The sequence below is a fragment of the Methylobacillus gramineus genome (assembly GCF_020532675.1).
In the GTDB taxonomy this organism is placed as follows: Bacteria; Pseudomonadota; Gammaproteobacteria; order Burkholderiales; family Methylophilaceae; genus Methylobacillus; species Methylobacillus gramineus.
This window is the reverse complement of the sequence record NZ_JAJAVE010000003.1, coordinates 583,891-596,993: the sequence shown is the minus strand read 5'-3', so window position 1 is coordinate 596,993 and position 13,103 is coordinate 583,891. Positions and strand designations below refer to the sequence as shown.

Genomic DNA, 13,103 nt, shown 5'->3' with positions numbered 1-13,103 from the left:
ACGACGACACATAATCCCAGCGAAACCATTCACAACTAGAGGTTCAAATGAGCGAACATATTACCCATATCAGCGACGACACTTTCGATCAGGAAGTTTTGCAATCCCAAGTACCCGTTCTGGTCGATTACTGGGCTGAGTGGTGCGGTCCATGCAAAATGATCGCCCCTATCCTGGACGAAATCTCCAAGGAATACGCAGATCGCCTCAAAATCGCCAAGCTCAACATTGATGAGAATCAGAATACGCCTCCTAAATATGGCATTCGTGGCATTCCCACTCTGATGCTTTTCAAGAACGGTAACGTAGAAGCCACTAAGGTGGGCGCGTTGTCAAAATCTCAGTTAACTGCCTTTATTGACAGCAATATTTAATAGCGCTACTCTAGCGTCAAGTTCCACGTTTTAATCGCTTAATGCAACGCCTTTAGGAACTTGGCGCTTATCTCCACACAATCCCCTTTACGCTTTTCACAGCTGTTCCGATTCTCAACGAGCCCTCCCATATGCATTTATCCGATCTGAAACACCTCCCTGTCACCGAACTAGTCGAAATGGCTATTGCCAATGAAATCGACGGTGCCAGCCGCATACGCAAGCAAGATTTAATTTTTGCCATTCTCAAGAACAAGGCCAAAAAAGGCGACAGCATATTCGGTGACGGCACATTGGAAGTGCTGCAGGATGGATTTGGCTTTTTGCGCTCACCGGATACATCCTATCTGGCAGGGCCGGATGACATTTATGTGTCTCCATCGCAAATTCGCCGCTTCAATCTGCATACTGGCGATACCATACAGGGCGAAATTCGCACCCCTAAAGATGGTGAGCGTTATTTTGCGCTGGTAAAAGTAGACAGCGTCAATGGCGAAGCGCCGGAAAACAGCAAGCACAAAATCCTGTTTGAGAACTTAACACCGCTATTCCCAACCAAGCCATTGATTCTGGAGCGGGACATTCGTAGCGAAGAGAACATTACCGGGCGCGTGATTGACATGATCGCCCCGATAGGCAAGGGCCAACGTGGCCTGCTGGTCGCACCACCAAAATCTGGCAAGACCGTGATGATGCAGCATATTGCTCACGCGATCACTGCCAATCATCCTGACGTGATATTGATTGTCCTGATGATTGATGAGCGTCCTGAAGAAGTGACGGAAATGACACGCTCCGTCAAGGGCGAGGTGGTTGCCTCCACTTTTGACGAACCTGCCACTCGCCATGTACAAGTGGCAGAAATGGTACTGGAAAAAGCCAAGCGCCTGGTTGAACACAAAAAAGATGTCGTCATTCTGCTGGACTCCATTACCCGTTTGGCACGTGCTTATAACACCGTGGTTCCAGCATCTGGCAAAGTATTAACCGGCGGTGTGGATGCCAATGCCCTGCAACGCCCAAAACGCTTTTTCGGTGCAGCGCGTAATATCGAAGAAGGTGGCTCACTGACCATCATTGGTACTGCACTGGTTGATACCGGCTCTCGTATGGATGATGTTATCTATGAAGAATTCAAGGGCACCGGCAATTCGGAACTGCATCTGGATCGTCGGATGGCAGAAAAACGTATCTACCCTGCCATCAACGTCAACAAGTCCGGCACGCGTCGCGAAGAACTATTGATTGAAAAAGACGTATTGCAGAAAATCTGGGTGTTGCGCAAACTGCTCTACCCCATGGACGATCTGGAAGCGATGGAATTCTTGCTGGACAAGCTCAAGGGCACCAAAAACAATGGTGACTTCTTCGACTCCATGCGCAGAGGCTAGAAAAACCACAAGCTTTTCTTGCAAAATTCTGGCGGGATTACTATAATTCCGCTTTTTCCGCTTTGGTGGAAACCCTATTTATCCGCCGCACAAACCGGCAACACAGAGGTAAACATTATGAAGCCTGGCATTCACCCAGAATATCGCGAAGTTGTATTTCAGGACATCGGTGCTGATTTCACATTTCTGACTCGCTCGACCATTAGTGCCAGAGACACCATCAAGTGGACTGACGGTAAAGAATACCCATTGATCAAGATTGAAGTTTCATCACAATCTCACCCGTTCTACACAGGTAAGCAGAAGATTCTTGACACTGCTGGCCGTGTTGAGAAATTCCGCCAAAAATACGGCATGTAATTCAAGCATTACATGTTTTGGTAAAAAGGGGCAGCTTTGGCTGCCTTTTTTGTTTTCCTCAACCGGAACGGCGATTAAAATACGCAAAACTGGGCAATACCCACCTGATAAGAAAAAGGATTTTCATGGCATTCGAGCTTGAGCACGACTGGCAGGCACACTTGGCAACACCGCGCGTGCGCGTCGGTGAGCGTGCTAAGACACACCTGCTTATCCTGCTCTGTCTCGCTTGGATATTTCTTGGCTTGATTGGGCACGAGCCCTGGAAGCCAGACGAAGCGCAAGCCATCAGCATCGTCAAAGCGATGAGTCAGGGAGAACACCTGCTGCTGCCAAAGGCAGCAGGGCAAGCCTCCATTGAATACCCTCCTTTGTATTACTGGAGTGCAGCCGCGTCTGCCAAGCTCCTTTCCGGTTGGCTACCCATGCATGATGCGGCACGCCTCATCAATAGCCTGTGGATGTCTATTACCTTACTGATGATAGGCATGCTGGGCAGGGAAATATGGGGCACTGGCATAGGCCGACAGATCACCTTTATTTTTATTGCCTCTCTTGGCCTGGTCTCCGCCGCCCATTTACTCATGCCACAAGTTGCCGCCCTCACCGGACTATCCATGGGACTATATGCGCTGGCACTGGCAAAACGGCGACCTTTCCGTGCCGCTGCCCTGCTAGGCTCAGGCATAGGCATCAGCTTTTTGGCTACCGGTCCAGCCAGTGCTTTGATTCTCATCGGGTCGATGTTGTTATTACCCACCTTCTTCAGCCAATGGCGCAGTAGAAGCTTTGCTATAGTCAGCGCATTGAGCCTGCTGATTGCCAGTCCTTGGCTAGCCGTGTGGCCATTGCTGCTTCAGGCATCTGCTCCCGAGCAACTGGGACAATGGTGGCATGAAGCAGTGACAGGCTCCGCCACGATCAATCATTTATATTTTAGCCGCACGTTTGCCTGGTTCTCTTGGCCAGCCTTACCAATCGCAGCCTGGGGAGCATGGCGCTATCGTGCCACATTCCTGAACAAACCCAAGTTACAGTTGCTGTTGGTATTCTTTGCCACCACCCTGCTGGTGATCGGCTTTGCTTTCGATCGTCGCGAAATTCACGCCCTACCTTTACTCCTACCTTTAGCAGCCTTGGCTGGCGGCAGTGTAGAAACATTGAAACGCGGCGCATCCGGCGCACTGGACTGGTTTGGCATGCTGCTGTTCGGCATTTTGGGATCACTGACATGGCTGGGCTGGTTTGCCATGACCACTGGCCATCCTGCCAGAATCGCCGAACGCATGCATTATCTTGCAGCGACGCAGGAAGCCTACCTCAATCTGCCTGCGCTGACTGCCGCAGTCACCGTGACGATCATCTGGCTGTTCGTCATCGCCAATAGCAAACGCTCAAGTCGTGGCGCGGTCACCCACTGGGCTGTAGGCATGACCATGGCCTGGGGCTTGCTCATGACCTTATGGCTGCCATGGATTGATAATGCGCGCGGCTATAAACACGTGATGCAACAACTGAACGCCGCGATGCCTGCACAGCATGCATGTATCAACAGCTATGGGGTAGGCGCAGCACAAACGGCTTTACTTGATTATTACACCGGCCTGCAACTGAAACCCAAGAGCACGCTGCATCAGAGTAACCCAGAATGTGATGTTTACCTGGTACAGGATGAGGGCAGCCGCTCAACATTAGCGCCCGTCGGCAATTGGGAGTTGCTCTGGGAGGGCAACCGGGTCATGGACAGGCGAGAGAAATTCAGGCTGTTCCAGCGATTGTCAGAGAGTATGGAAAACTAGACAGGTAGCAGCAAGGCTGCCAACTCGCCGGCATCTTCAGCAATACTTTTGTTGGCCTTGGCTTCCATTTCACGATAACGCGACAAAACTTCTTTACCAAAATCGGTTACTTGAGCACCACCACCATGGCTCCCCCCGGTTGCGGTTGCCACCAAGGGCTGACGAAAACTTTTATTCATGGCGTCGACCAGATCCCAGGCACGCTTATATGACATACTCATATCGCGAGCCCCTGCGGAGATTGAACCAGTGCGATCTATAGCCTCCAACAAATCAGCCTTGCCAGGACCGATGGCCACCAGATTCTGGTGAGGAATACGAATTTTGATACTAATCGCGCTCATGAGGAATTTCCGTTCACTATCGATGTCTTATTTTCAGCATTGTTTATACACGCTGAAGCACTTACAATCCAGCATCTTACTGCATACCGCATAAGGCTAGAACATCTACCCCATGTCTGCTACTCATCATCCTCAACTCATAGACCAGTTCGGCAGAGTGGTGGATTACATCCGCCTCTCTATCACTGACCGCTGCGACTTCCGCTGCGTCTACTGTATGAGCGAGGATATGACCTTCCTGCCTCGAGACGAAGTCTTGTCGCTGGAAGAATGTGCACGCCTGGTCAAAGCCTTTGTTTCCCTAGGCGTCAGCAAAGTCAGAATTACGGGTGGTGAGCCTTTAGTGCGTAAAAATGCATTGTCACTGCTGGAAGATATCGGGCAACTCCCCGGCCTGAAAGAGCTGGTGATGACAACCAATGGATCACAGCTCGAACATTTCGCTGCGCCATTAAAACAAGCAGGGGTGCGTCGCCTCAATATCAGTCTTGACAGCCTGGATGCTGAGCGCTTCCGGAGCATTACCCGTGTCGGTGACTTGAGCAAAGTGCTGCGTGGCATTACCGCTGCCAAACAGGCTGGTTTCGAGCGTATAAAACTCAACACCGTATTGATGCGCGGCATCAATGATGATGAAGCATTACCTATGCTGCAATTTGCCCTTGAGCAGGGCATTGATATTGCCTACATTGAAGAAATGCCACTAGGCGAAGTGGATCACAGCAGAGAGTCAACCTATGTCAGCAATGATGCGACACTGAAGTTGCTGAAAGCGCATTACCAGCTCATCAGCAGCACAGAATCTACTGGTGGCCCGGCGCGTTATTGGCGCGTCCCACACACCCAAACGCGAGTTGGGTTTATATCACCTCATAGTCATAATTTTTGTGAATCATGCAACCGTGTACGTATCACCTGCAAAGGCGAGCTGTTCTTATGCCTGGGCCAGGAAGACAAAGTCGATCTAATGCCTTTGTTACGCGACCATCCCAATGATGACCAGCCCTTGATCAATGCCATTCTGGGCGCTATGCAGATCAAACCCAAAGGCCATGATTTCGATTTACGCCGCAATGCCCCCGCGGTGATCAGATTTATGTCACAAACCGGTGGATAAGACTGTGGCAACTATTCCAACCAACTTAACACTGATGATGCTGACCAGAAGAGTAACGGTTATTCATCCCGGCAGTGTCACTGTTAAAGTAAATCACGCATGAACATGACCGGTGTGATATTAGCTGGAGGCAAGGGACGCCGCATGGGGGGGGCCGACAAAGGCCTGGTCGACTTCCTGGGCAAACCGATGATAGAACATGTGATTCAGCGTATACGCCCCCAGGTGGATGAAATCCTGATCAATGCCAATCGTGAGGTCGAGCGCTATGCCACATTTGGCCATCGCGTGATTCAGGATGAAATTGCCGACTTTGCAGGCCCGCTGGCTGGACTGCATAAAGGCCTGGTGGAAGCCAAACACCCCTATATCTTAACTGTTCCGTGTGACTCCCCATTGTTACCCGCCAATCTTGCAAAACGCCTGATGAACGGATTGATTGAAAGAGATGCCGATATTGCAGTCGCCAAAACTGGCATGCAGGCCCATCCCGTATTCTGTTTATGCCGTCGCTCCTTACTGCCCAGCCTCAAGGCCTATCTGGATAGCGGCGAGCGCAAAATGGCAAATTGGATCAACACCCTGGATAGCATAGAAATTTCCTTCACGGACAACTTCCAAGCCTTTACCAATATCAATACACTTGAAGAGCTACGGTGGCTGGAACAAGCAGCTTAATTACCCTGCCCTTCCCCAAGCCGCTACTGGGCTTTTGTGCCTATGGAAGCGGCGCCGGAAAAACGACCTTACTCACGAGGCTTATGCCAGTGTTGGTTGAACGAGGCATTCGACTTTCAGTCATCAAGCATGCGCATCATCAATTTGATGTCGATAAACCCGGCAAAGATAGTTACCGCTTACGCGAGGCTGGCGCAGTACAAACCCTGGTGGCCTCCAACCTGCGCTGGGCCTTGATGACAGAGCGCAATCGTATTGCTGATAGAGCCAATAGCGAAATAAAACTCGAAGAGCTACTACCTGAAATTGATACCGACATGGTTGATCTTGTGCTGATTGAGGGATTTAAGGAGGCAAGGATTGCCAAGATTGAGATCTATCGCCCCAGCCTGGACTACCCATTACTGGCGGAGCATGACGAGAGCATCATCGCGATTGCCACCGATGTGCCATTGATACACTCTCTTCCTACCCTGGATTTGAATAACCCGGAAACGATTGCCGATTTCATCGCGCAATGGATCAACATATCAAAATCATGACTACAAAAAACTTGTCTGACATCAGCTGTCAGGATGACTACGACCCAAATTCCATGCCGGTCACACAAGCCCGGCATTTTATCCGTGACTATCTGACCCGGCTGACAGCAACAGAGACCCTGCCGCTCAAGCAAGCATTGGGACGCATCCTCGAAGGCGACATTTTATCTCCCTCCAATGTGCCGAATCACAACAACTCCGCCATGGATGGTTATGCGTTTCATAGCCATGATACAGCCGCCACCGCATTGAGAATCGTCGGTACCGCTTTTGCTGGCAAGCCGTTTGACGGGGTTGTTCAAGCGGGAGAATGTATACGCATCATGACCGGGGCAGTCATCCCTGCAGGCACAGACACTGTGGTGATGCAGGAACATACACAGACTCTAAACGATCAAATGGTCATGACGGAGGTACCCAAAGCGGGTGCCAACGTTCGCCATGCCGGGGAAGACCTGCAACAGGGACAAATCGTCTTGCCCCAAGGCCGCTCACTCAGGCCGTCTGACATTGGCCTGATTGCCTCGTTGGGCATAGGGGAAGTCACGGTGTATCGCAAACTACGCGTGGCGTTCTTTTCTACCGGGGATGAACTGGTCAGCATTGGCCAACCTTTGGAAGAAGGAGAGATATACGACAGCAATCGCTACACCCTGCACAGTATGCTGAGCAGACTGAATATCGAGATTCTGGATATGGGAGTAGTAGCAGATGATCCACAGCTTTTGGAGCAGACACTACTTGATGCTTCACAGCAGGCTGACGTGGTCATCACCAGTGGCGGTGTTTCGGTGGGCGAAGCCGACTTCATGAAGCTATTGCTGGAAAAGCTAGGCCAGGTAGTGTTCTGGAAAATTGCCATGAAACCCGGCCGACCACTGGCGTATGGCAAAGTGGGCAATGCCCATTACTTCGGCCTGCCTGGCAATCCTGTATCTGTCATGGTGACGTTTTATCAGTTCGTAAGAGATGCCCTGCTATACATGATGGGACAGACCCATCTACAAGTACAGCCCCTGCTTCAGATGGTGTGCACAGAAGATATCCGCAAACTTCCCGGGCGTACAGAGTTTCAACGTGGCATCCTGTATCCCGATAGGAATGGCATTTGGCGAGTCCGGCCTACCAGCAACCAGGGTTCTGGGATATTGCGCTCGATGTCTGAGGCCAATTGTTTTATCGTACTCGATGAGGCGGTGGGTAATGTGCAGGCAGGCAGCACTGTCAACGTCCAAGTGCTTGAAGGCATTATTTAAGACACCCCATGGCTAATCATTCATCAGTGGAACTCATGTAGATTAACCCAGGTTTCTAGCCAACCCTGCTATTGCCGGATTAGTGATACTTAATGCCGCCGCATCTTTCAGCCGATTTTTTACCTGGCCAACTTTCGATAACTCAATCCATGCGCCCCGCACTTGAGTCCAGTGGATATCTCCATGCTGAAACCTGCTGAAACGGCCACCTTCCGGGCGCTGTTGCTCATCAGCAATGGGATATCCCAGTACGCTACGCTCCCATCCTAAAGACGCCCATTTATCGCGAATGGGGCCATGCACTGCCCAGGCTCCCGTTTTTGTTGTCCAGTAAATCGATCCACTTTCAAAATGATGGCATCTACCAACCTGACCAGATGTTCCGGTTTCATCGGTCAAGGGACGCCCAAGAAACCCGTGCTCCCCACCCAATGCTGCATATTTGCTAGCAATCTCCCCATACACCAAGAATTCACGCCGCATGCATCCAATAATATGATTGAAATTCATTTGGATCACTGAGGGAAAAACTGCACGACCACCATGTGTGGCCAGTCCAGCGACAACCCCAGACACCGTGTTCAGGACTTTTATAGCGACGGCAGCAGTCGCGGCGTACTCGCGCCCAAACATGCCAGTACCAGCAGCCTCTAGAACCCATCCAGAATCGAACTTGGAAGCTCCCTGAATACTAAGCTCGACTTTCCAACTCACCAAGATGCCACTCGCATCAAAATGCATATGGAGCTGGCAATGATCTGTTTTCTCGATGCTAATGATGTGATCAATGCTTGCCATCAACTGCAAACCGCCTCCAATCGGGCTTGATATCATCGGTGCATAAGTAAGGTAATGGCTCCCTGCACTTTTATATTCGGCTGCGGTGCCATCTTTAACACGCCAGCCACCAAGCCTGCTGCCCAACTCATTAACATCAAGCTCAATCTTTGCCATGATCCACCTTCTGAATAATTGATATCAACACACCAATAATCATATACCTTTATTTTATAAATATACCTAAAATACATCCAACATAATATCTACCCCGTTCTGGTTTGGGCCTATTTTTCATCATGGGTTGTCGCTCCTAGCCCAGAACGTTAAGATGCCGATGGATTTCAATGCATTACCACCGAATGACAAAGGTCTGATTTTTTGAAAAAACTAGAAGAAAACACGGCGTGTATCACCAGTCTGGTTACATTGCACAAAGATGCGCCGGAACCTCTCTACGCCCAGCTATTCCAGCAACTGGAAACGCTCATTCTCAATAACGAGTTAAAGCCAGGGACGCTTTTACCGACCGAAACAGCATTTTCGGAGGCATTGAACGTCAGCAAAATCACGATCAAACGCAGCTATATGGAGCTGCGTAACCGCAAGCTGATCACCAGTAACCGCAAGGGTGGCACCACAGTATTAACACCAGGCCGGCTGGATACACACATGTTCAAGCTCCGAGGTTTCACTCAGGAAATGCACGAGCTGGGTATGACGCCTTCGTCAAAAATCCTGGAACAATCCGTGATTCAGGATAGAGGCATGGCCTCCATGTTTGGGCTGAACTCGAACGCTTCATTGCTCAAAATTGAACGCATCCGCTATGGCAATGAGAAACCGCTATCGCACGAAATCGCCTGGTACAACCTGCATCATTTGCCCGAGCTACAAACCATCGATTTAAGCGAGTCGATTTACCAAGCCATCCAACAGCACTGCAAACACTCCCTGGATTGGTGCGAGCAAACCGTAGAAGCGGTCTTATCTAACCCAATCGAAAATCAGGCATTTGGTTTTACCGCCTCGCAACCTTGCTTGCTAATCAAGCGACGCAGTTATTCGCAGGAAGGTATTTTATTGGAGTACGTTGAAGGCACATTCCGTGGCGATGCGTATGCCTATCGGGTCAAAATGAAAGGCTAAGGCCTGCACTGAAAGCAGATACGCATGCTGGCACACTTTACTCAACAGCGCTCTCAATATTCGCACCAGATACCCTCAGTGTTTGTACTGGGCAGCCTGATGATTGCCCACATTTTCTTCGTCAGGCGCTTTCCATTCCCAGGTGAGTCTCTGGCCGCAGACAGCTTCCATTGCGAGACTGGTGGCAAAGGCCTCAATGTATTAATCGGGCTGCACAAACTAGGTATTAGTGTAGATGGCATCATTCCTGTAGGTAACACGTCAGCCGCTCGTTCGCAGTATCAGCAGACACTGGATGACTGGGCGCTGACATCACCGGAATTGCTTGAATTGGGAGAATATAACGGCAACGGTGTAGCCCTGATAGACAACAGCGGGCAGAACAACATTACCCTCTACGCTGGCGCCAACGCGCTACTGGATACCAGCCATATCAGAGCCCGGGCATCCCGTATAGCACAGGCAGGCATTACCTATGCCTCATTTGAAATCCCTGAATCTACAATTGCCACCGCATTCAGCATCGCCAAACACGCAGGCCGCCTGACCATTCTTAACCCTTCACCATTCCATGCGATTACACCCGAATTACTGGCATCGACTGACGTGCTCATCATGAATCAAACGGAGGCCGCGGCATTCTTTCAGACAGAGCCCAGCATCTTTAATACTGCAGATAGCGCAAAAGCATTTCTTGCAAAGGTATCTAACAAGGATGCATATCCCGGCAAAAGCATGGTGATCACCCTGGGATGCCAGGGAGTCATCGCCTGGCTGGAAAACGGCCAGACTATAATCCACCCAGCATTTCAAACGCAGGTGATCGATAGCATAGGCGCCGGGGATGCATTTGCCAGTGCGTTTATATATAAGCTTTTATCCGGACAATCAATTGCACAAGCACTACAGGCAGGCTGTGCCAGTGCCAGCATCGTGATAAGCAGCAAGGGATTATTGCCTCACCTACCGACCAAGGATTTTTTGGACGCAATGATACAAAACCCGCGGTATATTTCCCCTGATACGCAATAAAATCGGGCTTCCCGCCCCAAATTAATGATTATCTTGATGGTCAAGCGCAAGACTTTCCCATAAGCTCGCCGCATTAAAATTTAATAGCAGCATTCAGGGGAAAACACCATGCAAAGAAAATCGTATTCACTCAAACTCATTCCGCTCGCTGTATTAAGTGTCTGGGGGACTTCAAACCCTGTCTTGGCGGAAGAGGCCGATAGCAAAGAATCCTTGCAGGTGGTATCCCCAGTGGTCGTGACAGCGACACGGGCAGCGCAAAGAAGCTTTGACCTGCCAGTCGCGATTGATGTTGTTACCAAAGATCAAATCCAGGATGGACAGGCCCAGATGACACTGTCAGAAAGCCTCATCCGCGTGCCAGGCATCACCGCACAAAACCGCACACAAATGTCTCAGGATCCCCAAATTTCCACACGTGGGTTTGGTGCGCGCTCTGCATTTGGCGTTCGCGGCGTTCGCGTTTATGTGGATGGCATTCCACTAACCTATCCAGATGGCAGTGGTCAACCTGGCAGCGTTGACCTTGGTGTTATGCAAGGTATAGAAGTCATGCGTGGCCCATTCTCCACCCTGTACGGCAACTCATCTGGTGGCGTGGTTCAGTTACTGACAGAGAATGCACCGCAAGGTCATGAGTTATCGGGTGGTGTTTTATTCGGCAGCTATAACACTCGTCGTGAAAATGTACGGGCAGCAGGTACTGCAGACGGTCTTGAATACCTAATAAACTATTCAAATTATTCCTCAGATGGCTACCGCGATCACAGTAGTAATAAAAAAGAACAAGGCACAGCCAAATTCCGCTTCAATCTAAATGAGGACACCAAACTCACCACATTGATTAACTGGTTTGATCAAGAAGCGGATGATCCCCTAGGTCTTAACAGGAGTGAGGTACGAGCTGACCGCAAACAAGCAGCCCCTAGCGCATTACGCGCTGACACACGCGTATCTCGTAGTCAAACACAAGTGGGCTTCAATCTTGAACATAAGATTAATGACAATAACTCGATCAATCTGATTTCATATGTAGGTACTCGTAAAAACGAACAATATCTCTCGATTAACCAATTTAATGCTCTTGGACGCGCGAGCTCTATTGATCGTGAATTCTGGGGTACAGATCTTCGCTGGAACAATAAAGGCGAGCTTTTCAGCAAACCATACAATATCAGCATAGGACTCACATACGGCAAGATGAGGGATGATCGTTTAGATATCAACGCTACCGGCGGTATCAAAACTGGCATATTAAATCGAGATGAAGAAAACATCGCGACCAACTCCGACAAATACATTCAGGCTCAATGGTCTGTACTAGATAACCTCGACCTCCACTTGGGTGCCCGCCGCACCAAAGTTAAACTAGAGGTTGATGACAATCTATTATCTGGGGGTATCGATAAAAGTGGTAACGTCACTTACGAAAAAACCACACCCGTTATTGGTGCTGTTTGGAAAATTACACCAAGCTGGAACGTATACACCAACTACGGGAAAGGCTTCGAAACACCAACTTTTGCAGAAGCTGCATATGCAACAGTGAATCCAGTTTCAGGCCCCAACCTTGGTCTGAAACCTAGTGAGAGCCGCAATTTTGAAATTGGCACAAAAGCATTCATAGGTAACAACACCGTTGCAAATCTAACCTGGTTTAATATACATACTGACGATGAAATCGTAGTACAAGGAAACAATGCTGGAAATGTCAGCTACACAAATGCAAACAAGACTAAACGCAATGGTGCTGAGCTTTCCATTGAATCCAAATTTGCTAATAATCTTTCCCTATTCGGCTCATACACCTTATTAAATGCAAAATTCGACTCTACTTATACAAATGCATTAAATAACACCATTGAATCCGGCAATCGTTTACCTGGCACCTATAAAAGCCAGATATATGGTGAGATTGCATGGAAACATCAAACAACTGGATTCAGCACGGCTTTTGAAGCTCGCCATAACAGCAAGGTATACGTCAATGACGTGAATACTGATACTGCAGACTCTTACACCATCTTTAACATTCGTGCCGGCTTCCAGCAAAAGCTGCAAAACTGGCGTCTCAGCGAATATGTTCGGGTAGAAAATATATTCGACAAGGAATATATAGGCTCAATCCGAGTGAATGATGGGAATAATCGCTTCTATGAACCAAGTGCAGGTCGGAACTGGCTGATGGGCCTGAACGCAACCTATATATTCTAATCTTCATATTCTCTCTTCCAGGGGTTTATTACCAGCGATCATCGCTGTGTAGTAAACCCCTGGTTTGTTG

Annotated in this window: 13 protein-coding genes; 11 read left to right on the top strand and 2 right to left on the bottom strand. The window is 49.4% G+C overall.

All coding sequences use genetic code 11. The annotated features are described in order from the left end of the window. The first annotated feature begins 47 nt into the window (after positions 1 to 47). The 4 genes from trxA (at position 48) to LG201_RS13285 (ending at position 3,924) form a co-directional block, all read left to right on the top strand. Positions 48 to 374 carry a thioredoxin TrxA gene (trxA, locus tag LG201_RS13300; RefSeq protein WP_226757751.1) on the top strand — a complete coding sequence of 109 codons (327 nt, stop codon included), beginning with the start codon at positions 48 to 50 and terminating at the stop codon, positions 372 to 374. A gap of 131 nt (positions 375 to 505) precedes the next feature. Further along, positions 506 to 1,765 (top strand): transcription termination factor Rho, encoded by a 1,260-nt coding sequence (gene rho, locus LG201_RS13295; protein WP_226772688.1) that lies wholly within the window; start codon positions 506 to 508, stop codon positions 1,763 to 1,765. Between the two features lie 117 nt (positions 1,766 to 1,882). Continuing rightward, the gene (locus LG201_RS13290) at positions 1,883 to 2,125 is read left to right on the top strand and encodes a type B 50S ribosomal protein L31 (protein ID WP_226772687.1); all 243 of its coding nucleotides are present in this window, start codon (positions 1,883 to 1,885) and stop codon (positions 2,123 to 2,125) included. Between the two features lie 125 nt (positions 2,126 to 2,250). Next, positions 2,251 to 3,924 (top strand): ArnT family glycosyltransferase, encoded by a 1,674-nt coding sequence (locus tag LG201_RS13285; protein ID WP_226772686.1) that lies wholly within the window; start codon positions 2,251 to 2,253, stop codon positions 3,922 to 3,924. Here LG201_RS13285 and LG201_RS13280 read toward each other — a convergent pair. After that, positions 3,921 to 4,268 (bottom strand): winged helix-turn-helix domain-containing protein, encoded by a 348-nt coding sequence (locus LG201_RS13280; protein WP_226772685.1) that lies wholly within the window; start codon positions 4,266 to 4,268, stop codon positions 3,921 to 3,923. The two genes, LG201_RS13285 and LG201_RS13280, sit on opposite strands and share 4 nt — an antisense overlap. A 112-nt stretch (positions 4,269 to 4,380) precedes the next feature. Between LG201_RS13280 and moaA the strand changes: the two genes are divergently transcribed. From moaA to moeA, 4 genes are all read left to right on the top strand, one after another. After that, complete coding sequence (gene moaA, locus LG201_RS13275; protein ID WP_226772684.1) at positions 4,381 to 5,385, top strand: GTP 3',8-cyclase MoaA; 1,005 nt, start codon at positions 4,381 to 4,383, stop codon at positions 5,383 to 5,385. 99 nt (positions 5,386 to 5,484) lie between these two features. Next, on the top strand, positions 5,485 to 6,063 hold the full coding sequence (gene mobA, locus LG201_RS13270) for a molybdenum cofactor guanylyltransferase MobA (RefSeq protein WP_226772683.1): 579 nt from the start codon (positions 5,485 to 5,487) through the stop codon (positions 6,061 to 6,063). Then, complete coding sequence (gene mobB / locus LG201_RS13265) at positions 6,042 to 6,605, top strand: molybdopterin-guanine dinucleotide biosynthesis protein B (RefSeq protein ID WP_226772682.1); 564 nt, start codon at positions 6,042 to 6,044, stop codon at positions 6,603 to 6,605. Before mobA ends, mobB begins: the two co-directional genes overlap by 22 nt. Then, entirely contained in the window at positions 6,602 to 7,861 is a 1,260-nt protein-coding gene (gene moeA, locus LG201_RS13260; RefSeq protein WP_226772681.1) for a molybdopterin molybdotransferase MoeA, read from the top strand. The genes mobB and moeA overlap by 4 nt, the downstream gene beginning before the upstream one ends. 42 nt (positions 7,862 to 7,903) lie before the next feature. Here the strand turns inward: moeA and LG201_RS13255 are convergent, their stop codons facing one another. Continuing rightward, the gene (locus LG201_RS13255) at positions 7,904 to 8,815 is read right to left on the bottom strand and encodes an LGFP repeat-containing protein (protein ID WP_226772680.1); all 912 of its coding nucleotides are present in this window, start codon (positions 8,813 to 8,815) and stop codon (positions 7,904 to 7,906) included. Positions 8,816 to 9,019: 204 nt separating this feature from the next. Between LG201_RS13255 and LG201_RS13250 the strand changes: the two genes are divergently transcribed. The 3 genes from LG201_RS13250 (at position 9,020) to LG201_RS13240 (ending at position 13,033) form a co-directional block, all read left to right on the top strand. Next, positions 9,020 to 9,787, top strand: a complete 768-nt coding sequence (locus LG201_RS13250; RefSeq protein ID WP_226772679.1) for a GntR family transcriptional regulator — start codon at positions 9,020 to 9,022, stop codon at positions 9,785 to 9,787. Positions 9,788 to 9,811: 24 nt separating this feature from the next. After that, entirely contained in the window at positions 9,812 to 10,819 is a 1,008-nt protein-coding gene (locus LG201_RS13245) for a PfkB family carbohydrate kinase (protein WP_226772678.1), read from the top strand. Between the two features lie 108 nt (positions 10,820 to 10,927). Beyond that, positions 10,928 to 13,033 (top strand): TonB-dependent receptor family protein, encoded by a 2,106-nt coding sequence (locus tag LG201_RS13240; RefSeq protein WP_226772677.1) that lies wholly within the window; start codon positions 10,928 to 10,930, stop codon positions 13,031 to 13,033. Positions 13,034 to 13,103: the final 70 nt, after the last annotated feature.